The sequence below is a fragment of the Klebsiella sp. HMSC09D12 genome (assembly GCF_001808475.1).
Classification (GTDB): domain Bacteria; phylum Pseudomonadota; class Gammaproteobacteria; order Enterobacterales; family Enterobacteriaceae; genus Klebsiella; species Klebsiella oxytoca.
Map to the genome: position 1 here is coordinate 17,454 of NZ_KV793386.1, position 25,348 is coordinate 42,801.

Consider the following 25,348-nt stretch of genomic DNA (forward strand, 5'->3'; position numbering starts at 1 on the left):
TTGTGCATCAAAACAGGGCGTAATGCCCTGTTTTGCATTACGGTGGTGCAATCAAACGACAGGAGGCAGTCATGGCACAAAGGACAATCAGTTTTGGTGAGCATCCAGCGGTTCCCGTCATAGGGCAGGGGACCTGGTACATGGGCGAAAACCCGGCGCTGCGCGTTCAGGAGTCTGCTGCACTACGCGCGGGCATCGAACTTTGGCTCACGGTGATCGATACGGCGGAAATGTATGCTGACGGCGGCGCCGAAGAGGTTGTCGGCGAAGCCATTCGCGGCCAGCGCGAGCGCGTGGTGCTGGTGTCTAAAGTGTATCCGTGGAACGCTGGCGGTCGCAAAATAGCCAGCGCCTGCGAAGCCAGCCTGCGCCGCCTGAAGACCGACTATCTCGATCTCTACCTTCTGCACTGGCGCGGCGACTACGCATTGCAGGAGACGGTGGCAGGTATGGAAGCGCTCGTTGCGCAGGGCAAAATTCGTCGCTGGGGCGTATCGAATCTTGATTACGCTGATATGCAAGAACTCTGGCAGGTTGACGGCGGCGAGCAGTGCGCAACTGACCAGGTACTCTATCACCTGGCTTCTCGCGGTATTGAACATGATTTGTTGCCATGGTGCCAGCAGCAGCGGCTGCCGGTGATGGCCTACTGTCCGCTGGCCCAGGCCGGCCGTCTGCGCAATGGACTTTTAAATCATACCGTTGTGAAAAATATTGCGCAGGCCCGGGGCGTAACCGCCGCGCAGGTGCTTCTGGCATGGGTTATCAGCCATCAGGGGGTACTGGCGATCCCGAAAGCATCGAGTATCGAACATGTTGAGCAAAATGCTGCGGCGCTGGACATCGAGCTAACCGCTGAAGAGAGGGCGCTGCTGGAAAAAGCTTACCCGGCACCGGGAAGAAAAACACCGCTGGATATGGTCTGAATAGGGTATAAAGAAAAGCCCCGACTCTGCGGGGCTCCGGTCGCGAGCTGCCACCAGGCATGAATACGATCGCAATCAGTGCGTCAGGCCGGGCAAAGCGTCAGCTGCCGCCCGGCAGAAATACGCGCACTAGATTTTAACCCGTATGCGCTCTTTCAGTGCGTTAGCGTTTCACCACGCGAATGGTTTGCGCCAGGCGCGAAGGTTTCTCTTCGCTGGCCTTCTGCGATTCGGTTACGCAGCAAGTTTCTACGCAAACGAAGGTTTTGTAGCCATCATCGGGCATATCGCCCATGCTGACGGAAAGGGCCGGTCCCGGGTTCCAGCCAACCACGTTGCTGTTGTGATGATGGACGACATCGATGTTGCGGCTGAGCGCATCATCGTGAATGACGCTGCAGGTTTCTGCATTCAGATAGATGCGGTCGGTACGATCCGGGAAGGTTTCAGTGCCGTTGCTTAATACGCCTTCTTCGGCATTTTTCACTTTATCAATATAACGGTCGCCCAGACCGCTGACCTTCACTGCCGCAATGTCACCGACGTTGAAATAGGTGTGAAGGGCGGAAGTGGTTTCAAATTCGCCGTGCGCTTCCAGCTCAATTTCGCAGGTTTTACCCAGTTTGAAACGCGCTAACAGGGTGAACTCATGCGGCCAGTACTGGCGAGTGGCATCGCTGCTTTTTAGTTCAAAGGTCAGCACCACGCCGTTATCGTCTTCATCGTGGCCTTTCAGGGCCCACGGCAGATTGCGGGCAAAACCGTGCGACGGCAGACCCTGCTGAGCTGATGGGCCAAACCATGGCCAGCAAATCGGCACGCCGCCACGCAGGGCAACGCCATTTTTGAATGGGGTATTGCCGCTGAGCCACAGGACCTCTTCTTCGCCTGCGGGCTTCCAGGAGAGCAGGTGAGCGCCCTGGAAAGCCACGGAAGCTTTAACCTGCGGATGATCAACCACGATCAGTTCCAGGTCATCAAGCTGGCGACGGGAAAGGACAGGGGTAAGCTGTTCGATAACCGGGAGGGCAAAAATTTTATTAATCATTACGCAATCCTTTTTACCCTAAATAATTCGAGTTGCAGGAAGGTGGCAAGTGAACGACAAATTCGTCAGGAACGAATTTGAACAACCGAAGATGGCCTTCGGTCAGGGACATGGATGTCCTTGATTCATCCCGATGAGCTTACCGTAGTAAGTGATTCGGGTGAGCGAGCGTAGCCAACACATCTGTAACTTGAAGTATGACGGGTATATTTTTAGGCAAAAAAAAGAGCGACCGGAGTCGCTCTTACAGATTACGGTCTCATCTCAACTTATTTGGAGATGTGAGCAATCAGGTCCAGAACCTTGTTGGAGTAACCAGTTTCGTTATCGTACCAGGAAACCAGTTTCACAAAGTTGTCGTTCAGAGCGATACCCGCTTTAGCATCGAATACGGAAGTGCAAACTTCGCCGTTGAAATCGGTAGAGACAACGTCGTCTTCGGTGTAGCCCAGAACGCCTTTCATTGCGCCTTCGGAAGCAGCTTTGATTGCTTTCTTAATTTCTTCATAAGAAGCAGCTTTTTCCAGACGAACGGTCAGGTCAACAACGGATACGTTCGGAGTCGGAACGCGGAACGCCATACCGGTCAGTTTGCCATTCAGTTCTGGCAGTACTTTACCTACAGCTTTAGCAGCGCCGGTAGAGGACGGGATGATGTTCTGAGCTGCGCCGCGGCCGCCGCGCCAGTCTTTATGAGACGGGCCATCAACGGTTTTCTGAGTAGCGGTAGTGGCGTGAACAGTAGTCATCAGACCTTCGATGATGCCGAAGTTGTCGTTGATAACTTTTGCCAGCGGAGCCAGGCAGTTGGTGGTGCAGGAAGCGTTGGAAACGATGTCCTGGCCTTCGTATTTGTCAAAGTTAGCACCTTTAACAAACATCGGAGTGTTGTCTTTGGACGGGCCAGTCAGAACGACTTTTTTCGCGCCAGCGGTGATGTGCTTACGAGCGGTTTCGTCGGTCAGGAAGATACCGGTTGCTTCAGCAACAACGTCAACACCCACTTCGTCCCACTTCAGGTTAGCCGGGTCACGCTCAGCGGTAACACGGATTTTTTTACCGTTAACGATCAGATGACCGTCTTTCACTTCAACGGTACCGTTGAAACGGCCGTGAGTGGAGTCATACTTCAGCATGTAAGCCATGTAGTCAGCGTCTAACAGGTCGTTGATTGCAACGATCTCGATGTCAGAACGTTCCTGAGCAGCACGGAAAACAATGCGACCGATACGGCCAAAACCGTTGATACCTACTTTGATAGTCATATATTCCACCAGCTATTTGTTAGTGAATAAAAGGTTGCCTGTAAAATTACAAAAACCTTACGCAGCGTCAAGCGGAATCGTGTCAATCATTGCGACAAATCAATCCGGAGCATGCCTTTGCGCGGTTGATTTATCCCACTTTCCCTTTGAGCCCAATTCCATATGGGGGCTGCGCCCGGAATTTTAAAGGTCATTTGAGATAAAAATGTGATATTCATCACAATTGTGTGGCTGCCTTTTGGCGTCGCCTAAGTTTAGAACAAAAGTGCACGCTTCATTGTTAATATTTTGTTAGAATTAAGCCGAAAAAGTTGTCCTTTCACAGCGAGAAGCAAGCCAATGTCGAATAAACCCTCTTCGGACGAGCTCAAAAAAAATTTGAGCGAGATGCAGTTTTACGTGACGCAGAATCACGGTACTGAACCGCCGTTCACCGGGCGGCTACTCCACAACAAACGCGATGGCGTCTACCACTGCCTGGTATGCGACGCGCCGCTGTTTAACTCGCAATCCAAGTATGATTCAGGCTGCGGTTGGCCGAGCTTTTATGAGCCGGTAAGCGATGACGCTATTCGCTATCTTAACGATTACTCCCACGGTATGCAGCGCACGGAAATTCGCTGCGGAAACTGCGATGCTCACCTTGGACACGTCTTCCCGGATGGCCCGCAGCCTACCGGTGAGCGTTTTTGTGTTAATTCGGCCTCTTTAAGCTTCACCAATGATGAAAATGGTGAGCAAACCAAGGGTTGAAAAAACGATTCAGCAAATTATTCCAACACGGGGCGGGAGAACGATGGAAATTGAACGGATTATCGACGGCATGACGCCGGAAGTGTATCAGCGTCTGGCGACGGCGGTGGAGCTGGGAAAATGGCCCGACGGCGTGGCGTTAACAGCCGAGCAGAAAGAGAACTGTCTGCAGCTGGTGATGCTCTGGCAGGCCCGATATAACGTTGACGCGCAGCATATGACCATCGACACCAACGGACAGATGGTGATGAAGAGTAAACAGCAGTTGAAAGTGGACTTCGGTATTTCGCCGCAACCTATCGCGACGTTTAAATCCTGAGTCTGAACGGCCCGGCCAATTGAACGCCGGGCTTAGCGTCAGCTGAGCGTTATTTCTTGTTCATCATCGCTTTTAGATCGGCGAAAGGGTTATATTTCGCTTCGCCGACGCTTTTCTGCGCATCTTCGCCGGCCACCACCGTTGAACCATACTGATCGGCCTCGGTGTATTTTGAGTGTTCATGATCGTGGCAGTAGAGGCACAGCATCTCCCAGTTGCTACCATCTTCCGGGTTATTGGAGTGGTCGTGGTCGATATGATGTACCGTCAGTTCACGCAGATTCGAATAGACAAACTCACGCGAGCAGCGTCCGCAGACCCAGGGGAAGAGCTTCAGCGCTTTTTCGCGATATCCGACTTCCAGACGGGCGTAGTTTTTCGGGATATAAGCCATAATACCCATGCCTTCTGTTGCAAATGAAAAGCTGCGCCGGAGCTGGCGCAGCGGAATGTGCTTATCATAACCTATTGTGCAGGCGGTGACATCGCGCAGATCAGCGTTTGATCCCCAGGGATTCGGCCAGCTGTTTCGCTAGCTGGTTTTGATCATCGGCGCCGTACTCCCAAAACATCGCGCCTCCCAGTCCTTTGCTCTTGATATAGTCGGCTTTGATCGCCACCGAACGCGGGTTCTCATAGGAGAGGGCAAAGAGCGCTTTACCGTCGGAGGAAGTTACCGACAGCCACGGCACTTTCGCTTCATCATCCCAATGCTGAGTAAAGCGCTTCTGCGGATCGTTGATGAACTTCGCCACGATATCGTTATATTTCACGTAGGTATCTTTTGACAGATCGACGCCTAGCGTTTTGAACAGCTCGACCTGCTGCGGCTCAAAATAAGGCTGCGTTGCCGGATTTTTCTGTGCATCTGGTTTGCTCCAGTCAATGCCCGGCTCGACGGCGCGTTTCGGTACCCGCCCATAGAAACCAATCCCCAGGTTCATCTGGCTGGGCTTCAAACCCGCCGCAAGATAGTTGTTGACCACGAAATCAGCGCTGTACTTATCGGCTTCTGCGACCGTCGGCCATTGAGAGGAGTCGTACAGGTTGGAATTGAAGTACTGGGTGCCGTAAGCCATGTCGTAGGTCATCAGGTTGATGTAGTCGAGCGAGGGGGCTATCGCTTTGACATCCACCCAGCTCTTCGGACTCTCCGCGTTAGCGCCCACGGCGATGGTCACCAGTTTTTTATTGCCCACCGCCGCGCGCAGCTCTTTCAGCAGGGCGGTAAAATTATCGCGATCGGCCGGTTGGCTGTCGACCAGTCCCCATGCGCCGTTGACCGGATACTCCCAGTCCAGATCGATACCATCAAGACCATATTTTTCAATGATCTCCTGCGCCGACTGAATAAACAGCGCTCGGGTTTCTTTTGTCGCCGCCGCGCCGGAGAATCCGCGCGCTCCCCAGCCGCCGACGGAAAGCAAAACTTTCAGGTTCGGATTCTGCTGGCGCAGATGCGGGATTTTCTGCAAATCAGCCTGCACTTTTGGCGACAGCCAGATTTGATGCAGCCTGCCGGGGTCTTTCAGGGCCGCGTTGGTTTCACCTTTTTCGTCGTTATAGATCAGACCAAACGAGTAGTTGAGATGGGTAATCTGCCGGACGTCAAGTTTATCGATATTGCCGCCAGGTCCGGCAGTGACGTCGCCGCCGCCGTTAAAGTAGCCGACGGACATCAGGGTATTAGCAGAAGCGACGCTCGCGCAGAGCAGGGGTAAAGCTGCCAGTAAAGGCAAAAGTTTCATAGCAAATCCTCTTTGACAGAAAAGTGACTTAGTAAAACAAACACGCCACGGAAATGGCGTGGCGAAAAAACAGCTCGTGCAGGCTAGCATCTTCCATTGCGCAAAACTGCGAAGGGGTTCACGCTGCATCAGCGAAGCCGCGCCATGCCAACGCCATAAGCTTTCCTTCACATCTCTCCCCGCCATCCATTTTGCCGTATTTGTGATCTAAGTTGTGAAATGCAGATCAATATCTGTGTTTTAAACATTTAATGTTGACCTTAAAGATTTCGTGGTTAAGTATTGCTCCCACTGATGCAAAACCACAAACAAAGGAAGACGCAATGAAAGCACTGGCAAGATTTGGTAAGGCCTTTGGCGGCTATAAGATGATTGATGTTCCGGAACCGGTCTGCGGTCCGGATGATGTGGTGATTGAAATCAAGGCGGCAGCCATTTGCGGCGCGGATATGAAGCACTACAACGTCGATAGCGGATCCGACCAATTCAACTCCATTCGCGGCCACGAATTTGCCGGTGAAATCGTCCGGGTCGGCGAAAAGGTTAAGGACTGGAAAGTGGGCCAGCGGGTGGTTTCTGATAATAGCGGGCACGTCTGCGGCGTGTGTCCGGCCTGCGAACAAGGTGATTTTCTGTGTTGTACAGAAAAAGTTAATTTAGGTCTTGATAACAATACCTGGGGCGGCGGCTTTTCGAAATACTGCCTGGTGCCGGGGGAGATCCTCAAAATTCATCGCCACGCGCTGTGGGAAATCCCGCCGGGCATTGATTACGAAGAAGCGGCGGTGCTGGATCCTATCTGTAACGCCTATAAATCTATCGCTCAACAATCCAAATTTCTCCCCGGTCAGGACGTGGTGGTTTTCGGTACCGGTCCGCTAGGGCTCTTTGCCGTACAGATGGCGCGCATCATGGGGGCCGTCAATATCGTGATGGTCGGGCTGGAAGAGGACGTCGCGGTGCGTTTCCCCATCGCTAAAGCGTTGGGCGCGACGGCGGTGGTCAACGGTTCGAGCGAAGATGTGGTTGCGCGCTGTCAGGAAATTTGCGGCAAAGATAATCTCGGTCTGGTTATCGAATGTTCAGGCGCCAACATTGCCCTCAAACAGTCTATCGAAATGCTGCGCCCCAACGGTGAAGTGGTCCGCGTGGGGATGGGCTTCAAACCGCTGGACTTCTCCATCAACGACATCACTGCCTGGAACAAAAGCATCATCGGCCATATGGCTTACGACTCCACCTCCTGGCGCAACGCCATTCGCCTGCTCGCCAGCGGCGCGATCAAAGTCAAACCAATGATTACTCATCGCATTGGCCTGTCGCAGTGGCGCGAAGGTTTTGATGCCATGGTCGATAAAACCGCGATTAAGGTCATCATGACTTACGACTTTGATGAATAACCCATTTATTAAAGGAAGGTTCCCGGATGGAACAGATAGCAAAACCGCACTGCGGCGCCAGGCTCGATCGCCTGCCCGACTGCCGCTGGCACGCTTCAATGTTTGCCATGGTCGCTTTCGGATTACTTGTCTGCTGGAGTAATGCCGTAGGCGGGTTAATACTCGCGCAGCTAAAAGACCTGGGCTGGACCGATAATTCCACGACCGCTACGTTTTCTGCCATTACCACGGCGGGAATGTTTCTTGGCGCGCTCGGTGGCGGCATTATCGGCGATAAGATCGGGCGTAAAAATGCGTTCATCCTGTATGAAGCGATTCATATTATTGCCATGGTCATTGGGGCGTTTTCGCCGAATATGATCTTTCTGATTGCCTGTCGTTTTATCATGGGGGTAGGGTTAGGCGCGCTGCTGGTGACCTTATTTGCCGGATTCACCGAATATATGCCTGGCAGAAATCGCGGCACCTGGTCCAGTCGGGTCTCGTTTATCGGCAACTGGTCTTATCCGCTCTGTTCGCTGATTGCGATGGGATTAACGCCGTTAATCAGCGCGGAATGGAACTGGCGCGTACAGCTGCTGATCCCGGCGGTGCTGTCGCTAATTGCTACCGTTATTGCCTGGCGCAGTTTCCCTGAATCGCCCCGCTGGCTGGAGTCTCGCGGACGTTACGCGGAAGCGGAAAAGGTGATGCGGGCCATTGAAGAGAGGGTCGTGCAGCAAACCGGTAAGCCATTGCCGCCAGTGGTAATAGAAGATGATGGTAAAGCGCCGCGCGCGGTTCCTTATTCAGCCTTATTAACCGGCGTATTACTCAAGCGGGTTATTTTAGGCTCCTTCGTCCTGATTGCCATGAATGTCGTCCAGTATACCTTGATTAACTGGCTGCCGACGATATTTATGACACAGGGCATTAATCTGAAAGACTCGATCGTTTTAAACACCATGAGTATGTTCGGCGCGCCGTTTGGCATTTTCATCGCCATGCTGGTGATGGATAAAATACCGCGGAAAACTATGGGTGTGGGCTTATTGGTATTAATCGCCGTGCTGGGATATATCTATTCTCTGCAAACCAGTATGCTGCTCATCACGTTAATTGGCTTCTTCCTGATTACGTTTGTCTATATGTACGTTTGTTACGCCTCAGCGGTCTATGTGCCGGAAATATGGCCGACCGAAGCGAAGCTTCGTGGTTCAGGCCTGGCGAACGCGGTGGGGCGCATCAGCGGTATCGCCGCACCCTATGCGGTGGCGGTATTACTTAACGGCTATGGCGTAACCGGGGTATTTGTGCTGCTGGGGGCCGTCTCCATTATTGTTGCAGTCGCTATCGCCACAATCGGAATTGAAACTAAAGGCGTCTCTGTCGAAAGTCTCGGTATTGATGCCGTTACCAGCAAATAATATTGACGGAAAATAAAATGAATAATTCAAAAGCGATTTTAAAAACGCCGGGTATGATGAAAATCATCGCTACTGATATTCCGGTACCCAAAGAACATGAAGTGCTGATCAAAATTGAATACGTTGGTATTTGCGGTTCAGATGTTCACGGTTTCGAATCAGGTCCCTTTATTCCGCCGAAAGATCCCAATCAGGAAATTGGTCTGGGGCACGAATGCGCCGGTACGGTGGTCGCGGTGGGAAACCGCGTGAGCAAATTTAAACCCGGCGACCGGGTGAATATTGAACCCGGGGTGCCGTGCGGCCACTGCCGCTACTGTCTGGAGGGGAAATACAATATCTGCCCTGACGTTGATTTCATGGCCACGCAGCCAAATTATCGCGGCGCGTTAACCCACTACCTGTGCCATCCGGAGAGCTTCACCTATAAGCTGCCCGACAATATGGACACGATGGAAGGCGCGCTGGTGGAGCCTGCGGCGGTCGGCATGCATGCCGCAATGCTGGCGGACGTCAAGCCTGGCAAGAAAATCGTCATTCTTGGCGCAGGCTGTATTGGTTTAATGACCCTGCAGGCATGCCTTTGCCTGGGGGCTACCGATATCACGGTGGTTGATGTGCTGGAAAAACGCCTGGCCATGGCCGAACAGCTCGGGGCCAAAGTCGTTATCAACGGCGCAAAAGAGGACACCGTCGCGCGCTGCCAGCAGTTATCCGGCGACATGGGGGCTGATATCGTATTCGAAACCGCCGGTTCGGCCATCACCGTTAAGCAGGCACCGTATCTGGTCATGCGTGGAGGGAAAATCATGATCGTCGGTACGGTCCCCGGGGATTCGGCAATTAACTTCCTGAAAATTAACCGCGAAGTATCGATTCAGACCGTTTTCCGCTATGCCAACCGCTACCCGGTGACTATTGAAGCTATCTCCTCCGGCCGTTTCGATGTGAAGTCGATGGTGACGCACATTTACGACTACGAGGATGTTCAGCGCGCGTTTGAGGAATCTGTTAATAACAAACGCGAGATTATTAAAGGCGTTATTAGAGTTAACCATTAATTTATTAAAAAGGGAGAAACAACTATGCTGGCTGATATTAAATATTGGGAAAATGATGCGCAAAATAAACATTATGCCATTGCCCACTTTAACGTGTGGAATGCCGAAATGCTGATGGGCGTTATCGATGCCGCGGAAGAGTCAACATCGCCGGTGATTATCTCTTTCGGCACCGGATTTGTGGGCAATACCTCGTTTGAAGATTTTTCGCATATGATGGTTTCAATGGCCAAAAAGGCCTCGGTACCGGTGATTGCGCACTGGGACCACGGACGCAGCATGGAAATTATCCACAATGCGTGGGCCCATGGCATGAACTCCCTGATGCGCGACGCTTCCGCCTTTGATTTCGAAGAGAATATTCGTCTGACCAAAGAAGCGGTGGACTTCTTCCATCCGCTGGGCATTCCGATCGAAGCGGAGCTGGGACACGTGGGCAATGAAACGGTCTACGAAGAAGCGCTGGCGGGCTATCACTATACCGATCCGGATCAAGCGGCGGAATTCGTCGAGCGCACCGGCTGCGATTCCCTGGCGGTAGCGATTGGTAACCAGCACGGGGTCTATACCTCAGAGCCGAAACTCAACTTTGAGGTGGTGAAACGCGTGCGCGAGGCGGTATCCGTTCCGCTGGTACTGCACGGCGCATCCGGCATTAGCGACGCGGATATTAAGCAGGCTATTTCACTGGGTATTTCCAAAATTAACATTCATACCGAACTGTGCCAGGCGGCGATGGCGGCAGTGCAGGAGAACCAGAATCAACCGTTCCTGCACGTTGAGCGCGAAGTGCGCAAAGCGGTCAAAACGCGCGCGCTGGAGAAAATCAAACTGTTTGGCTCTGACGGTAAAGCGGAATGACAACATGGATAATATCGAGGTTATTTGTATAGGCGCGGCCATTGTTGATATTCCCCTGCAGCCGGTGAGCAAAAATATCTTTGATGTTGACTCATATCCCTTAGAACGCATCGCCATGACCACCGGGGGGGACGCAATTAACGAGGCAACCATTATTTCCCGACTCGGTCATCGAACGGCATTAATGAGTCGGGTAGGGGACGACGCGGCGGGAAATTTTATTCTTGCACACTGTCGCCGGGAGAATATTGATATCCACAGCCTGAAGCAGGATGGCGAAATCGATACCTCCATTAATGTGGGGCTGGTCACCGCCGATGGCGAGCGTACTTTTGTGACTAACCGCAATGGTAGTCTGTGGAAGCTGAATATTAACGATGTGGACTTTGGCCGCTTTTCTCAGGCAAAACTGCTGTCGCTGGCGAGCATTTTTAATAGCCCGCTGCTCGATGGTAAAGCGTTAACGGAGATATTCACTCAGGCCAAAGCGCACGGGTTAATTATTTGCGCCGATATGATTAAGCCGCGGCTTAACGAAACTCTGAACGATATTCGCCAGGCGCTGAGCTACGTCGATTATCTGTTTCCCAATTATGCCGAGGCAAAACTGCTCACCGGCAAAGAGACGCTGGATGAGATCGCCGATAGCTTCCTGAACTGCGGGGTGAAAACGGTGGTTATTAAGACCGGCAAGCGAGGCTGCTTTATTAAGCGTGCCGATATGAAGCTGGAAGTGCCGGCGGTTTCAGGCATTACCGCCATCGACACCATTGGCGCAGGGGATAATTTTGCCTCGGGATTTATCTCCGCGCTGCTTGAAGGCAAACCGCTGCGCGAGTGCGCGTTGTTTGCTAACGCCACGGCGGCGATCTCGGTGCTGAGCGTAGGCGCCACGACGGGCGTGAAGAACAGAACGCTGGTTGAACAACTTCTCGACGAATATGAAGGGTAATAGCAGCAGATGAAAATGATTTCTTTAGGCAGTACGGATATCACGCTTTCCCGAATGGGATTAGGCACATGGGCCATTGGCGGCGGCCCGGCGTGGAACGGCGATCTCGATCTGCAGATATGTATCGACACCATTGTTGAGGCGCATCGCTGCGGGATCAATCTGATTGATACCGCGCCAGGCTACAACTTTGGCAACAGCGAAGTGATTGTTGGCCAGGCGCTTAAACAGCTGCCGCGCCGCGAAGTCGTTGTCGAAACCAAATGCGGTATCGTCTGGGAGCGCACGGGCAGCCTGTTTAATAAGGTGGGCGATCGCCAGCTGTATAAAAACCTGACGCCCGAGTCGATTCGCAAAGAGGTGGAGGCCAGCCTGCAAAGGCTGGGCATCGATACTATTGATATCTATATGACCCACTGGCAGTCGGTAGAGCCCTGCTTTACGCCAATTGCGGAGACCGTAGCCACACTGAACGCGCTTAAGAAAGAGGGGAAAATTCGCTCTATCGGCGCGGCGAACGTAGATGCCGGGCATATCAGAGAGTACCTCAAGCACGGCGAGCTGGATATCGTGCAGGCCAAGTACAGCATTCTTGACCGGGCGCTGGAGGCCGAGCTACTGCCGCTCTGTCAACAGAACGGCATTGTAGTGCAGGTCTACTCGCCGCTTGAGCAGGGGCTACTGACCGGGACTATCGGCCGTGATTATATTCCCAGCGGTGCGCGGGCCAATAAGGTCTGGTTCCAGCGGGAAAATATGCTGCGCGTGATTGATATGCTTGAGCAATGGCAGCCGCTATGCGAAAAATATCGCTGTACCATCCCCGCGCTGGCGCTGGCGTGGATATTAAAGCAAAGCGATCTCATTACCCTGCTGAGCGGCGCTACGGCGCCCGAGCAGGTGCGCGAGAATGTCGATGCGCTGAACATCGCTCTGACCGATGATGATTCATTATTGATGAGGCGAATGGCGGAAGCGCTGGATCCTAAATAAGAGATAAGACGCGGACCTCTGTTTCTGTGTAAAAGAGTATTAAATCTGTGATTCAGACAGGTTCTTTTGAAAATAAACATGGCCTGTGCGATACTAGAATCTTATTATGACTTTGCAGGAAACAGAGGTGTCATCGTGGCGGCAAAAGACAGGATTCAGGCCATAAAGCAAATGGTGGCTAATGATAAGAAAGTAGCGGTTTCTAATTTAAGCGCAATTTTTCAGGTCACTGAGGAAACCATCCGTCGCGATCTGGAAAAGCTCGAAGATGAAGGTTATTTGACCCGCACGTACGGCGGCGCTGTATTAAATACCAATGCTTTAGCTGACAATATTCATTTTTATAAACGCGCTAAATCTTTTTTAGAAGAGAAGCAGATCATTGCCCGCAATGCATTACCGTTTATAAAGAATAAAACCACCATGGCTGCCGACTCCAGCAGTACCGCGATGGAGTTATTAAAGCTGTTGAAAGAGAGAAACGATCTCACGCTGTTAACCAACTCGGCGGAAGCCTTTCATGAGCTGGCACAGTCTGAAATCAACGTGGTATCTACCGGCGGCGAGCTCAATAAGAATACGCTGTCGCTGCAGGGAAGGATCACTAAGGAAATTATTAGCCGCTATCATGTTGATATTATGGTGATGAGCTGCAAAGGGCTGGATATGCAGAGCGGGGCGCTGGACTCTAACGAAGCGGAAGCGGAAATTAAGAAAACCATGATCCGCCAGGCGACCGAAGTCGCTTTGCTGGTCGATCATTCAAAATTCGATCGCAAAGCATTCGTCCAGCTCGTGGATTTTAGCCATATTAATTACCTTATCACCAATAAGGCGCCGGGTGCACAGTGGATTGCATTTTGTAAAGAAAATAATATTCAACTTGTTTATTAACATTAAGATTGGCTGTATCGATATTATTTTAATTTGCACCTGGATAATGCCATAAAAATTTAATGATGATGGCTGGCGCGGCAAAAATGATTCTGCCGCGATGGCCATACTTTATATTTTAGCTGAATTTGAGGCATCCAGATGGAACAATGTGACCCTATCGGCGCAAGATTAGACCGCTTACCTTTATCGCGATTTCATTTTCGTATTTTTGGCATTATTAGTTTTAGTTTATTAATCACCGGTTTTCTCAGCTATTCCGGCAACGTGGTGCTGGCAAAGTTAGTCAGCAATGGCTGGTCAAATAACTATCTCAACGCCGCATTTACCTCGGCGCTGATGTTTGGCTACTTTATTGGTTCGTTGACCGGAGGTTTTATAGGCGATTATCTCGGGCGACGTAAAGCATTTCGCCTGAATTTACTGATCGTCGGGGTCTCTGCCTGTGCGGCAACCTTTGTGCCCAACATGTACTGGCTTATCTTTTTTCGCTGTCTGATGGGCTGCGGAATGGGGGCGCTGATTATGGTGGGCTATGCCTCCTTTACCGAATTTATTCCGCCCGCGGTACGTGGAAAATGGTCCGCCCGGCTCTCCTTTGTCGGCAATTGGTCGCCTATGCTATCGGCGGCAATTGGCGTCGTGGTGATTGCTTTTTTAAGCTGGCGGATGATGTTTCTGTTCGGCGGAGGAGCCATGCTGCTGGCCTGGTATCTGTCGGGAAGATACTTTATTGAATCTCCCCGCTGGCTGGCCGGAAAAGGGCAGCGCAGCGCCGCTGAAAAGCATCTCCAGCAGGTAGAGTCGCAAATCGAGAGAGAGAAAAACATCACCTTACCGGCCTGGCAAAGCGCGGATCAAACGGCGGATGTGTGTGTGGAAAGCGGCTCTTTCTGGCTGCTGTTTAAAGGCCAGATGCTGCGGCGCACGCTGGTGGCAATCACGGTGCTAATCGCCATGAATATTTCGCTCTATACCATTACGGTGTGGATCCCGACAATTTTCGTCAATTCGGGCATCGACGTGACGAAGTCAATCTTGATGACCGCGATTATTATGATTGGCGCGCCGGTGGGAATATTTATCGCCGCGCTGATTATCGACCGTTTTCCGCGGCGGTTATTTGGCTCATCGCTGCTGATTATTATTGCGGTGCTCGGCTACTTCTATTCGATTCAAACCGCAGAGTGGGCCATCTTAAGCTATGGCCTGGTGATGATCTTTTTCCTGTATATGTACGTCTGCTTTGCCTCGGCGGTGTACGTGCCGGAGCTGTGGCCAACGCATCTCCGGCTGCGCGGTTCAGGCTTTGTCAACGCGGTAGGGCGAATTGTCGCCGTCTTTACTCCCTACGGCGTCGCTGTCCTGCTGACCCGCTACGGCGCGATTACGGTTTTTATGGTGCTCGGGGTGATGCTGGTACTCTGTGCGCTGATCCTGTTCTGCTTTGGCATCGAAACGCGCAAGATATCGCTGGAGGAGATTTCAACGCTGGCCTGAGAAATGCGCCGACAGGGAAAATGCCTGTCGGCACCGGTTATGCGTGGGTTTCCAGCCAGTCGTCCAGGGTATAGAGGGTGGCGCCCGCGGCGGCCATCTCCATAAATGCCTGATTGCTGTCGTGCGGCTGAATATTCACCCCGCGGCAGCCGTCGGTAATGACGTTGACGTTGTAGCCCAGATTGAGAGCGTCGAGCACGGTAAACTTGACGCAGTAGTCGGTGGCCAGACCCAGCACAGTGAGTTCGCGAATATCGCGCTCGCGCAGCCACGCATCAAGCTGCGTTTTCTGTCGGTGGCCGTTGTCGAAAAAGGCGCTGTAGCTATCTATGGCCGGATTTTCGCCTTTGTGGAAGACGGCGGCGATATGCTGCTGTTTGAGCAGCGGATGCAGAGCCGCGCCTTCGCTGTTTTGCACGCAGTGATCCGGCCAGAAAGTTTGCGCCAGGCCGTCGAGCTCGCCCTGGGTATAGGGTTCAACCTGATGCTGGCTGGCAAAGCTGCCGTGATTCGCCGGATGCCAGTCCTGGCTGGCTACCACCGTTTCGCCCCGCGTCAGGCTCCAGTCGATAAGCCGGTTGGCGACGTCAACCGTACTATCGCCCTGCGGAACCGCAAGTGCGCCACCGGCGCAGAAATCATTTTGTAGATCGACCAGTAGCAGCGCGCGCTGGGTCATGTGTTTCTCCTTACTCATCGGGGGTCAGTTCGCCGCGCAGGTTCTCCTGCATTGCGCGACGGATAGCCGCAACGTCCAGATCCTGACTCAATAAATAGTGTAGCTTGGTCAGCGTGGCTTCGACGGTCATATCAAAACCGCTAATCACCCCGGCCTGAGCCAGCGCGTTACCGGTGGCGTAACCGCCCATATTCACCTTGCCGGACATACATTGGGTCAGGTTAATCACCACGATACCGCGCTGGCTGGCTTCAGCCAGGACCTGAATAAATTCGCCGTTCTGCGGCGCGTTACCGACGCCATATGAGCGCAGGATCAGCGCTTTGACCGGCTGGCGCAGGAAATTGCGCACGACGTCGGCGGAGATGCCGGGATAAATGGTCACCACGCCAATCGGCTGCGGCGTGATAGGGTGAACCACCAGCTCACCGCTGCCGTGCGGTGCGGGAGGGGTGCCGAGACGGCGAATATGGATCCCGGCTTCCAGCAGCGGCGCCAGGTTTGGCGAAGCGAAGGCGTTAAATCCGTCGGCGTGTGCCTTTGTTGTACGGTTGCCGCGGTAGAGACGGTTGTTGAAGAACAACGACACTTCGTTAATCGGATAGTTGGCGGCGACGTACAGGGCATTGAGGAGATTAATCTGCCCGTCGGAGCGTAGCTCAGCGAGCGGAATTTGTGACCCTGTCACAATGACCGGTTTCCCCAGATTCTCCAGCATGAAGGAGAGCGCCGAAGCGGTAAACGCCATGGTATCCGTACCGTGCAGGATCACGAAACCGTCGTACTGGTCATAACGATCGCGAATATCCTCGGCGATATGCTGCCAGTCTTCCGGCGTCATATCGGAGGAGTCCATCAGCGGAGCATATTCATGAATGGTGAAGTCCGGCATCTCCGGACGGTGAAACTCGGGCATTAAAGCCAGCTGGCGCTGGAGATGGCCGGAAACGGGAATGTAGCCGTGTTCAGAACGCTGCATACCAATGGTGCCGCCAGTATAGGCAACGTAGATAGATTTCTTCTGCATAGCATCGCTTAGGTTAAACGTAGACAGGCGCAGTATATACCCGTCACGCCGCAAGTTGCAGGGGCGTCGGCTGCTTTCGTGTATTGCATGGCTTGCCTGACACAAAAACATTTACGCTGCATCGAGGCGGCAAGCAATGAAATCTATGGGAGCATAGTGACTATGGGGCCAGCGTTGCTGCGCGTAGCCAGGAAAGAGGCGGCGGGAAGGATGAAGTGAAAAATGCCGCCCCGTGGAATGGGGCGGCGGAGGATTAACGAATATTGCCGCAGGTCAAGCAGAAGGCGTAGCGATTCTGCGGATCATTAAAGGCCGCCAGCTTGTCGCTTTCGTTTTTCACTGCATTAGCCGCAGCGGCCACCGGCGCAGGCAAATAAGCCTGAACCGCCGCCGGCAGCGCCGCGCGAACGGAACCGGTCAGGCTATCGACCACCATCGAGAAGAAGGTCGGCTCTTCCTGATAATAATTGATATGCCACTCTTTCAGCTTCGCCAGCTCTGCGGCTTTTGCCACCGCGTCGTCAAAGTCGCCAAGGCTGTCGACCAGACCGTTTGCTTTCGCATCTTCACCGGTCCAGACGTGGCCCTGGGCGATTTGGTCGATTTTTTCCGGCGTGCTCTTACGCGCGTTCGCCACCAGGGTGATAAAGCGCTTATAGCCGTTTTCGATGCTGAGCTGCATCAGCTGTTGTACTTCCGGCGGAAGCGCTTTAGTGGTGGAGACATCGGCCAGCGGAGAGGTGGCCACGCCATCGGTATGAACGCCAATCGAGCCGAGCGTATTTTCGACGGTGTTAATTACCCCAAAGATACCGATAGAACCGGTCAGGGTGCTGGGGTTCGCGACGATATAATCCGCCGGGGTGGAGATCCAGTAGCCGCCGGAGGCCGCCATGCCGCCCATCGATACCACCACCGGTTTGCCGGCCGCTTTTGCCGCCGCCAGCTCTTCGCGAATCACCTCCGAGGCGCTGACGCTGCCGCCAGGGCTGTTTACCCGCAGTACGATAGCTTTCACTTTCGGATCGAGGCGGGCGTCGCGGATCTGCGCAGCGGTAGTGTCGCCGCCGACGTTACCCGGCGTTTCCTCGCCATCCATAATCGCGCCGTTAGCAAAGATAACCGCTATCGCGGAGCCTTTATCGGCAGGCGTTTTCACGGTGTAGTCGTAGTAGCTGATCGCGCTGTAGTTATTATCCGCTTTGCTCCAGCCAAACTGCTTAGTCAGCGCTTTCTCCACTTCGGTAGAGGTGCCAAGCTCGTCAACCAGCTTGTTATCCAGCGCGTACCTGGCGGTGTCGCCATCAACTTTACGCAGACCGTCGAGGACCCCCTGAGCGCCAGGGAACAGCTGCTGTGCGGAGATCTGGCGGTTGGCGGCGATGGTGCTGAGGTAGTTTTGCCACAGTTCGCCAATCCAACGGCTATCCGCCTCGCGCGCTGCCGGGGACATATCATCGCGGATAAACGGCTCTACCGCTGATTTATAAGTGCCGACGCGGAAAACGTGGGTCGATACTTTGAGTTTGTCGAGCAGCGATTTGTAGTACAGGCCGTTGGTCGCGAAACCATGCAGATCCACTTCGCCCTGCGGCGAAAGCCAGATTTTATTGGCGAAGCTGGCCAGATAATACTGCCCCTGGCTGTAGCTGCTGCCAATGGCGTAGACCGGTTTGCCGCTATCGCGGAATTCGCGCAGCGCTTTACCGATGTACTGCATCGATGGCTGATCGCCGCCGGCAAAGTTTTTCAGATCCAGCACGATGCCGGTGATATTGCGGTCGTCTTTCGCCTGGCGAATTGTCTGCACAATATCAAACAGCGAGTTTTCCTGTAGGCGATCCGAGCTGGCGCCAAACAGTTGACGGCCAATGACCCCAAGTTTGCTGCTGGCCGAAGGTTTATCGACCACCACGCCGGTGATATCCATCAGCAGCGCGCCGCGAGTGGTATGCTCTGTTGTGTTACTGCTGAACTGGGCCCAGATACCGACGCAGGCCAGCACCAGCACAAGGAAAACCACGTTCAGTGCGAGCTGGCGAATGAAGTTGAGCACTCGCCATGTCCATTTAAAGATTCCGGCGAGCAGTCGCCAAAGAGTTCGCATGTATTCTCCCTAACCATTATCAAAATAGGGCAAGCCGCAGGGGCTGCCGCGTCTGGCTATCCTAATGAGAGTGCCGACGGTTGTCAGCAGGAATCACCCGCTGGGCTGTAACAAAATCCTTGTGCATGTTAATTTTATGAAAAATGACATCACAGGAGTTACACAGATGGATGCTCTCGAACTACTGGTTAATCGCCGCAGCGCTTCACGTTTGACCGATCCGGCGCCGGCTGGCGAACAGCTGGAAAACATCCTTCGCGCGGGGCTGCGCGCGCCGGACCACGGAACGCTACAGCCGTGGCGCTTCTTCATTATTGCCGATGATGGGCGCGAGCGCTTCAGCCAGCTGCTGGAAAAAGGCGCCGTGGCGGCAGGCGGAGATGAAAAGGCGATTGAAAAAGCGCGCAGCGCGCCGTTCCGCGCGCCGCTGATTATTGCGGTGGTGGCGCGCTGTGAAGATCATCCGAAGGTCCCCAGGTGGGAACAAGAGATGTCGGCGGGCTGCGCGGTGATGGCCATGCAGATGGCGGCCGTGGCGCAGGGTTTTAACGGTATCTGGCGCAGCGGCGCATTAACCGAGAGCCCGGTCGTCCGTGAAGGGTTTGCCTGCCGCGAGCAGGATAAAATCGTGGGCTTTCTTTATCTGGGAACGCCGCAGCTCAAAGCTTCAACCACCATCACTTTGCCGGATACCGCGCCGTTCGTGACGCGCTTCTGAGTCCATTCTCGTTATGCCGGGCGGGCCCGGCTCACCGCCGCCTCCGGGATTGTAGCCCCGCTAAGCGCAGCGCGAGTCGGGTGGAAGCCGTACCAGTGTACCAGGCTCGACACCTTTCCCGGAGGCGGTGCTGGCGCATCTGCCCGGGCGACCAAACCGCGGACGGCTGGGAACCCGTAGCCCGGATAAGGCGCGTCAAGCGCCGCCTCCGGGAATTTAACAGCGATGAGGTTACTTCTGCCGTTTGGCGAATTCGTCTTTCGCTTTCTGAAGCTGCTGCTGGAAGGCCGGGTTGGTATGCAGCGTGGCAACCACCGCCGAACCGACAATCCGCGCCGCGTCGACGTCGCTCTGCCAGTGATAGCCGCAGATCACCCGGCTTTCGCCCAGCTCAAAGCCGCGCTTAAGAATTTCATTTTGCCGCTGCGGATTAATCTCAGCCAGCACCAGCGCGGTGGCCCAGCCGATAGAGGTGTGGCCGGAGGGGTAGGAGCCGTTTTTCGATAGCGTATCCTGTTCCTTGGTGTTACAGGTGGCGACTCCGTAAAACGCAAAGGGGCGAATGCGCATGTATTTCTCCTTCGCCCCTCGCGTGGCCAGGTCGCCGGCATCTTCAATCATATTGGTGAGCAGCTTGTGCAGCTCCGGCGCATCTTTGGCGGTAATGGGCGAGCCGAAGGCACCCGAGAAGGCGTTGGCGACGCCGCCGCCGCTCAGGTTTGCGTCTTCCGCCGCCAGTTTGCCGCGCTCGGTGCCGCGCAGCAGGCGTCCCTTCTCATACATGGCCTGATCGTTTAAAAACGCGATACTGCCCACCTCCGGCGGCGGCGGTAGCAGCGCGAGGCTGTCGATAGCCTGCGCATTGGTCAGGTAGTAGAGATCCGGTTTGGTGGTGACGTCGTTACCGGCGGGAACCAGGGCGAAAGCGTTGATGGAGAAGAAACTGGCCAGGCAAAGGGCGAGAACACGCTTTTTCATGAAAACTTCCTTACGTTGTTATATGTCCAGACAAAACAGAATTTTTTGTTGTTACATTTCTGTCATTTTTTAGTAAAGGGTAAAATGACGACGAAAAAGCGGGCCCGCATCGCAAAATCGGTTTTTTGTCTGCTTAATGAGCAACCATACGCGATTTCGGACTGTCGCACTTACCACTCCGCCATTTGGGCGCTACCATATCGGGATTGCAATGACAGGAGATGTCCATGAGCGAGCAAGCCATTCGTTTAACGCAATACAGCCACGGAGCCGGTTGCGGATGTAAAATTTCCCCTAAAGTGCTGGAAACCATCCTGCAGAGCGACCAGGCCAAATTTATTGACCCGAATCTGCTGGTGGGGAATGAAACCAGCGATGATGCCGCGGTCTACGATCTCGGCAACGGTACCTCGATTGTCAGTACTACCGACTTTTTTATGCCGATCGTCGATAATCCGTTCGACTTTGGGCGCATTGCCGCGACAAACGCCATCAGCGATATTTTCGCTATGGGCGGCAAGCCGATAATGGCCATCGCTATCCTCGGCTGGCCCATCAATACGCTGGCGCCGGAAATTGCCCGTCAGGTAGTTGATGGCGGGCGTTTTGCCTGCCAGCAGGCGGGGATCGCGCTGGCCGGGGGCCACTCGATTGATGCGCCTGAACCCATCTTCGGTCTTGCGGTGACCGGCGTGGTTCCGACCGAGCGGGTGAAGAAAAACAGTACCGCTCAGGCCGGATGCAAACTCTACCTCACGAAACCGCTGGGTATCGGCGTGCTGACCACTGCCGAGAAAAAGTCGCTGCTGAAGCCGGAACATCAGGGGCTGGCGACGGAAACCATGTGCCAGATGAACCTCGTCGGCTCGGCGTTCGCCAACATTGACGGCGTGAAGGCGATGACCGACGTCACCGGCTTCGGACTGCTGGGGCATCTGAGCGAAGTGTGCCGCGGCGCGGGCGTACAGGCGCAACTCACCTATGCCAGTATCCCGAAACTACCGGGCGTGGAAGAGTATATTGCGGCCGGTGCGGTGCCGGGCGGAACCGGGCGAAACTTTGCCAGCTACGGGCATCTGATGGGCGAAATGCCGCCTGAGTGGCGCGATCTGCTGTGCGATCCGCAAACCTCCGGCGGCCTGCTGCTGGCGGTAACGCCGGAAGCCGAGGACGAGGTGCTGGCAGCAGCCGCTGAATATGGCATCACGCTGACCGCTATCGGCGAGCTGGTGACCGCCCGCGGCGGACGCCCTATGATCGAGATTCGTTGATTTCATGCGGCTGTTTATTGCAGAAAAGCCGAGTCTCGGCCGCGCCATTGCCGATGTGCTGCCAAAACCGCATCGCAAAGGCGATGGTTATATTGAATGCGGCAACGGACAGGTGGTCACCTGGTGTATCGGCCACCTGCTGGAGCAGGCTCAGCCGGACGTCTATGATGAGCGCTATGCGCGCTGGAATCTGCTCGACCTGCCTATCGTTCCGGAAAAGTGGCAGCTCCAGCCCAAGCCCTCGGTGACCAAACAGCTTAACGTGATTAAGCGTTTGCTTGGCGATGCGCAGGAAGTGATCCACGCGGGTGACCCGGACAGAGAAGGTCAACTGCTGGTGGACGAGGTGCTCGACTACCTGCAGCTGGCGCCGGAAAAGCGCCAGCAGGTGCAGCGCTGCCTGATTAACGATCTCAACCCGCAGGCGGTGGAGCGGGCGATTAACCGCCTGCGCGCCAATAGCGAGTTCGTTCCGCTGTGCGTCTCGGCGCTGGCTCGCGCCCGCGCCGACTGGTTATATGGGATCAATATGACCCGCGCCTACACCATCCTTGGGCGTAACGCGGGTTATCAAGGGGTGCTATCGGTCGGACGCGTGCAAACGCCGGTGCTTGGCCTGGTTGTACGCCGCGATGAAGAGATTGAAAACTTCGTCGCCAAAGACTTCTTCGATGTGAAGGCGCATATCGTCACCCCGAAGGAGGAGCGTTTTGTCGCCACCTGGATCCCCAGCGAGGCCTGTGAACCCTACCAGGATGAAGAGGGACGGCTGCTGCATCGTTCGCTTGCCGAACATGTGGTCAAGCGCATTGAGGGCCAGCCGGCGACGGTGACCGCTTATAACGACAAGCGGGACTCCGAGCCAGCGCCGCTGCCGTTTTCCCTCTCGGCGCTGCAGATTGAAGCCGCGAAGCGCTTCGGATTTAGCGCGCAGAACGTGCTGGATATTTGCCAGAAGCTGTATGAAACCCATAAGCTGATTACCTATCCGCGTTCGGACAGCCGCTATCTGCCGGAAGAGCATTTTGCCGGAAGACATGCGGTGCTGAACGCCATCAGCGTACATGCGCCTGACCTGCTGCCGCAGCCGGTGGTGGACCCGGAGATCCGCAACCGCTGCTGGGACGATAAAAAGGTCGATGCCCACCACGCCATTATCCCCACCGCGCGCAGTTCGCAGGTGAAGCTCAGCGACAACGAAGAAAAGGTTTACACCCTGATTGCCCGCCAGTATCTGATGCAGTTCTGCCCGGATGCGGTGTTCAGAAAGTGTCAGATCGATCTTGATATCGCCAACGGTAAGTTTGTGGCCAAGGCGCGTTTTCTGGCAGAAGCGGGCTGGCGAACCCTGTTAGGCAATAAAGAGCGCGATGAAGAAAACGACGGCATGCCGCTGCCGGTGGTCGCTAAAGATGATGAGCTCCTGTGCGAAAAAGGGGAAGTGGTGGAGCGCCAGACCCAGCCGCCGCGTCACTTTACCGACGCCACGCTGCTGTCGGCGATGACCGGTATTGCCCGCTTTGTGCAGGATAAAGACCTGAAGAAAATTTTGCGCGCCACGGACGGTCTCGGTACGGAGGCGACCCGCGCCGGAATTATCGAGCTATTGTTCAAACGCGGTTTTCTGACCAAGAAAGGGCGCTATATCCACTCTACCGATGCCGGCAAGGCGCTTTTCCATTCGTTGCCGGAGATGGCGACGCGTCCGGACATGACTGCCCACTGGGAGTCGATTCTGACGCAAATCAGCGAGAAACAGTGCCGTTATCAGGATTTCATGCAGCCGCTGGTCGGGACGCTGTTCCAGCTTATTGACCAGGCCCGTAGCACGCCGGTACGCCGCTTCCGCGGAATTGCGGCGCCGGGGGAGGGGAAGAAAAGCTTTAGCAAGGGGAAAGGCAGAGCCAAAGCGAAAGATAAAAAAAGCGCCGCCGGCCCTGCGGCGGAAAACCCGCAGTAAAAAACCCCGGGAAGCCGGGGTTTTTCAATTATGCACCGAATCCGCATGCAGGGGTTCATTCAGCGAGTGGGCTTAAATCACACCCTGAGCCAGCATAGCGTCAGCAACCTTCACGAAACCGGCGATATTGGCGCCGCGCACGTAGTTGGTCTGCTTCGCTTCGCCGCCGTACTGCACGCAGGCGTGGTGAATATCCAGCATGATGTGGTGCAGACGCGCATCCACTTTTTCCGCTTTCCAGCCCATGCGCGCGGCGTTCTGCGCCATTTCCAGGCCGGAGGTGGCGACGCCGCCGGCGTTCGCGGCTTTACCCGGCGCGAACAGTACGCCCGCTTCAAGGAACAGATCGGTGGCGGCGATGGTGGTTGGCATATTGGCGCCTTCCGCTACGGCCTTCACGCCGTTAGCGATCAACTGACGGGCGGCATCGACGTCCAGCTCGTTCTGCGTCGCGCACGGCAGCGCGATATCCACCGGTACGGACCACGGCTGTTTGCCTTCCAGATAGGTCAGGCCAAACTCGCGCGCGTAATCCGCTACGCGGCCATGGCAACGCTCTTTAATGTCGATCAGGCGCGCCAGTTTTTCTTTGGTGAAGCCTGCCTCGTCGACGACGGTGCCGTTAGAGTCGGACGCTGTAATCACCCGCGCGCCAAGCTCCATCGCTTTCTCGATGGCGTACTGCGCCACGTTGCCAGAGCCGGAAACCGCCACGCGAGCGCCTTCAAAGCCCAAACCGTGGCGCTTAAGCATTGCTTCGGTGAAGTAAATCAGGCCATAGCCGGTGGCTTCCGGACGAATCAGGCTGCCGCCGAAGGAGAGACCTTTGCCGGTAAATACGCAGGCGCTGTTGTTAGAGAGCTTACGCATCATCCCGGCCATAAAGCCGACTTCACGACCGCCTACGCCGATATCACCGGCAGGCACGTCGGTATCCGGCCCCAGATGACGATACAGTTCGGTCATCAGCGCCTGGCAGAAACGCATGACTTCGCCGTCGCTCTTGCCTTTAGGATCGAAATCGCTGCCGCCTTTACCGCCGCCCATAGGCAGGGTGGTCAGGGCGTTTTTGAAGGTTTGTTCAAAGCCAAGGAATTTCAGAATCGACAGGTTTACGGAGGGGTGAAAACGCATACCGCCCTTGTACGGGCCGATGGCGGAGTTGAACTGCACGCGCCATGCGCGGTTAACCTGAACCTGGTTACGGTCATCAACCCAAACGACGCGGAACTGGATAGCACGCTCCGGTTCAACCAGACGTTCCAGCAAATTCATCTGGCGATAGCGCGGATTTTCCTCAAGGAAGGGCCACAGGGTGGTCATCACCTCGCGGACGGCCTGAGCAAATTCAGTTTGATTTGGATCGCGCTGTTGAACGCGGGCGAGAAAACCTTCCAGAGTGCACGTCTGATCCATAGATATAATTTCCCCTTATGGTTGTGGTTGCGTCTATTTATTATGATTCGGCCCTTGAAAAAGCCG

At 54.6% G+C, this 25,348-nt stretch carries 22 protein-coding genes and 1 pseudogene; 14 read left to right on the forward strand and 9 right to left on the reverse strand.

The features are described from left to right. The first annotated feature begins 71 nt into the window (after window positions 1–71). A complete protein-coding gene (locus tag HMPREF3178_RS02010) occupies window positions 72–926 on the forward strand; it encodes an aldo/keto reductase (protein WP_017146096.1) in 855 nt (284 codons plus the stop codon). Window positions 927–1,089: 163 nt separating this feature from the next. Here HMPREF3178_RS02010 and HMPREF3178_RS02015 read toward each other — a convergent pair whose 3' ends face one another. Both HMPREF3178_RS02015 and gapA read right to left on the reverse strand, forming a co-directional pair. Further along, window positions 1,090–1,974, reverse strand: a complete 885-nt coding sequence (locus HMPREF3178_RS02015) for a D-hexose-6-phosphate mutarotase (RefSeq protein WP_004101267.1) — start codon at window positions 1,972–1,974, stop codon at window positions 1,090–1,092. Between the two features lie 269 nt (window positions 1,975–2,243). Then, window positions 2,244–3,239 (reverse strand): glyceraldehyde-3-phosphate dehydrogenase, encoded by a 996-nt coding sequence (gene gapA, locus HMPREF3178_RS02020; protein WP_004101269.1) that lies wholly within the window; start codon window positions 3,237–3,239, stop codon window positions 2,244–2,246. 339 nt (window positions 3,240–3,578) lie between these two features. On the opposite strand from gapA, the gene msrB reads away from it, so the two are divergent. Further along, window positions 3,579–3,992, forward strand: a complete 414-nt coding sequence (gene msrB, locus HMPREF3178_RS02025; protein WP_004101271.1) for a peptide-methionine (R)-S-oxide reductase MsrB — start codon at window positions 3,579–3,581, stop codon at window positions 3,990–3,992. Window positions 3,993–4,035: 43 nt separating this feature from the next. Beyond that, window positions 4,036–4,311, forward strand: coding sequence for a YeaC family protein (locus HMPREF3178_RS02030; RefSeq protein WP_004101272.1), 276 nt, complete (start codon window positions 4,036–4,038; stop codon window positions 4,309–4,311). 49 nt (window positions 4,312–4,360) lie between these two features. On the opposite strand, the gene yajD is transcribed toward HMPREF3178_RS02030, so the two are convergent. Together yajD and HMPREF3178_RS02040 are read right to left on the reverse strand one after the other, a co-directional pair. After that, window positions 4,361–4,705, reverse strand: coding sequence for an HNH nuclease YajD (gene yajD, locus HMPREF3178_RS02035; protein WP_004101273.1), 345 nt, complete (start codon window positions 4,703–4,705; stop codon window positions 4,361–4,363). 100 nt (window positions 4,706–4,805) lie between these two features. Beyond that, window positions 4,806–6,059, reverse strand: a complete 1,254-nt coding sequence (locus tag HMPREF3178_RS02040; RefSeq protein WP_004101274.1) for a chitinase ChiD — start codon at window positions 6,057–6,059, stop codon at window positions 4,806–4,808. 323 nt (window positions 6,060–6,382) lie between these two features. Between HMPREF3178_RS02040 and HMPREF3178_RS02045 the strand changes: the two genes are divergently transcribed. The 8 genes from HMPREF3178_RS02045 (at window position 6,383) to HMPREF3178_RS02080 (ending at window position 15,126) form a co-directional block, all read left to right on the forward strand. Next, the gene (locus HMPREF3178_RS02045) at window positions 6,383–7,459 is read left to right on the forward strand and encodes a zinc-binding dehydrogenase (protein WP_017146095.1); all 1,077 of its coding nucleotides are present in this window, start codon (window positions 6,383–6,385) and stop codon (window positions 7,457–7,459) included. Between the two features lie 26 nt (window positions 7,460–7,485). Beyond that, window positions 7,486–8,865 (forward strand): MFS transporter, encoded by a 1,380-nt coding sequence (locus tag HMPREF3178_RS02050; RefSeq protein WP_017146094.1) that lies wholly within the window; start codon window positions 7,486–7,488, stop codon window positions 8,863–8,865. A gap of 17 nt (window positions 8,866–8,882) precedes the next feature. After that, window positions 8,883–9,926 carry an NAD(P)-dependent alcohol dehydrogenase gene (locus HMPREF3178_RS02055; protein ID WP_070584984.1) on the forward strand — a complete coding sequence of 348 codons (1,044 nt, stop codon included), beginning with the start codon at window positions 8,883–8,885 and terminating at the stop codon, window positions 9,924–9,926. 24 nt (window positions 9,927–9,950) lie between these two features. Beyond that, window positions 9,951–10,787, forward strand: coding sequence for a ketose-bisphosphate aldolase (locus HMPREF3178_RS02060; protein WP_016808483.1), 837 nt, complete (start codon window positions 9,951–9,953; stop codon window positions 10,785–10,787). 4 nt (window positions 10,788–10,791) lie between these two features. Then, complete coding sequence (locus HMPREF3178_RS02065; RefSeq protein WP_017146092.1) at window positions 10,792–11,739, forward strand: sugar kinase; 948 nt, start codon at window positions 10,792–10,794, stop codon at window positions 11,737–11,739. Between the two features lie 9 nt (window positions 11,740–11,748). Beyond that, window positions 11,749–12,732, forward strand: a complete 984-nt coding sequence (locus HMPREF3178_RS02070) for an NADH-dependent methylglyoxal reductase (RefSeq protein ID WP_016808484.1) — start codon at window positions 11,749–11,751, stop codon at window positions 12,730–12,732. 135 nt (window positions 12,733–12,867) lie between these two features. Further along, window positions 12,868–13,626, forward strand: a complete 759-nt coding sequence (locus HMPREF3178_RS02075) for a DeoR/GlpR family DNA-binding transcription regulator (protein WP_004101292.1) — start codon at window positions 12,868–12,870, stop codon at window positions 13,624–13,626. Window positions 13,627–13,767: 141 nt separating this feature from the next. Continuing rightward, window positions 13,768–15,126 (forward strand): MFS transporter, encoded by a 1,359-nt coding sequence (locus HMPREF3178_RS02080; protein WP_004101293.1) that lies wholly within the window; start codon window positions 13,768–13,770, stop codon window positions 15,124–15,126. 37 nt (window positions 15,127–15,163) lie between these two features. Here the strand turns inward: HMPREF3178_RS02080 and pncA are convergent, their stop codons facing one another. The 3 genes from pncA to sppA all read right to left on the reverse strand — a co-directional run bounded on the left by pncA (window position 15,164) and on the right by sppA (window position 18,939). Further along, window positions 15,164–15,805: a bifunctional nicotinamidase/pyrazinamidase gene (gene pncA, locus HMPREF3178_RS02085; protein ID WP_017146090.1), complete on the reverse strand. Its 642-nt coding sequence runs from the start codon at window positions 15,803–15,805 to the stop codon at window positions 15,164–15,166. Window positions 15,806–15,815: 10 nt separating this feature from the next. Beyond that, window positions 15,816–16,832 carry an asparaginase gene (ansA, locus tag HMPREF3178_RS02090; protein WP_004101295.1) on the reverse strand — a complete coding sequence of 339 codons (1,017 nt, stop codon included), beginning with the start codon at window positions 16,830–16,832 and terminating at the stop codon, window positions 15,816–15,818. 253 nt (window positions 16,833–17,085) lie between these two features. Further along, entirely contained in the window at window positions 17,086–18,939 is a 1,854-nt protein-coding gene (gene sppA, locus HMPREF3178_RS02095; protein ID WP_017146089.1) for a signal peptide peptidase SppA, read from the reverse strand. Between the two features lie 166 nt (window positions 18,940–19,105). Between sppA and HMPREF3178_RS02100 the strand changes: the two genes are divergently transcribed. Continuing rightward, complete coding sequence (locus HMPREF3178_RS02100) at window positions 19,106–19,657, forward strand: NAD(P)H nitroreductase (protein ID WP_004101297.1); 552 nt, start codon at window positions 19,106–19,108, stop codon at window positions 19,655–19,657. Between the two features lie 231 nt (window positions 19,658–19,888). Here HMPREF3178_RS02100 and phoC read toward each other — a convergent pair whose 3' ends face one another. After that, on the reverse strand, window positions 19,889–20,635 hold the full coding sequence (phoC, locus tag HMPREF3178_RS02105) for an acid phosphatase PhoC (protein WP_004101298.1): 747 nt from the start codon (window positions 20,633–20,635) through the stop codon (window positions 19,889–19,891). Window positions 20,636–20,862: 227 nt separating this feature from the next. Between phoC and selD the strand changes: the two genes are divergently transcribed. Both selD and HMPREF3178_RS02115 read left to right on the forward strand, forming a co-directional pair. Then, window positions 20,863–21,906, forward strand: coding sequence for a selenide, water dikinase SelD (gene selD, locus HMPREF3178_RS02110; protein ID WP_004101299.1), 1,044 nt, complete (start codon window positions 20,863–20,865; stop codon window positions 21,904–21,906). 4 nt (window positions 21,907–21,910) lie between these two features. Then, a pseudogene (locus tag HMPREF3178_RS02115) lies at window positions 21,911–23,843 on the forward strand (DNA topoisomerase III); the annotation flags it as partial. Between the two features lie 95 nt (window positions 23,844–23,938). Here the strand turns inward: HMPREF3178_RS02115 and gdhA are convergent. Beyond that, window positions 23,939–25,282 carry an NADP-specific glutamate dehydrogenase gene (gene gdhA, locus HMPREF3178_RS02120; protein ID WP_004101304.1) on the reverse strand — a complete coding sequence of 448 codons (1,344 nt, stop codon included), beginning with the start codon at window positions 25,280–25,282 and terminating at the stop codon, window positions 23,939–23,941. Between the last annotated feature and the right edge of the window lie 66 nt (window positions 25,283–25,348).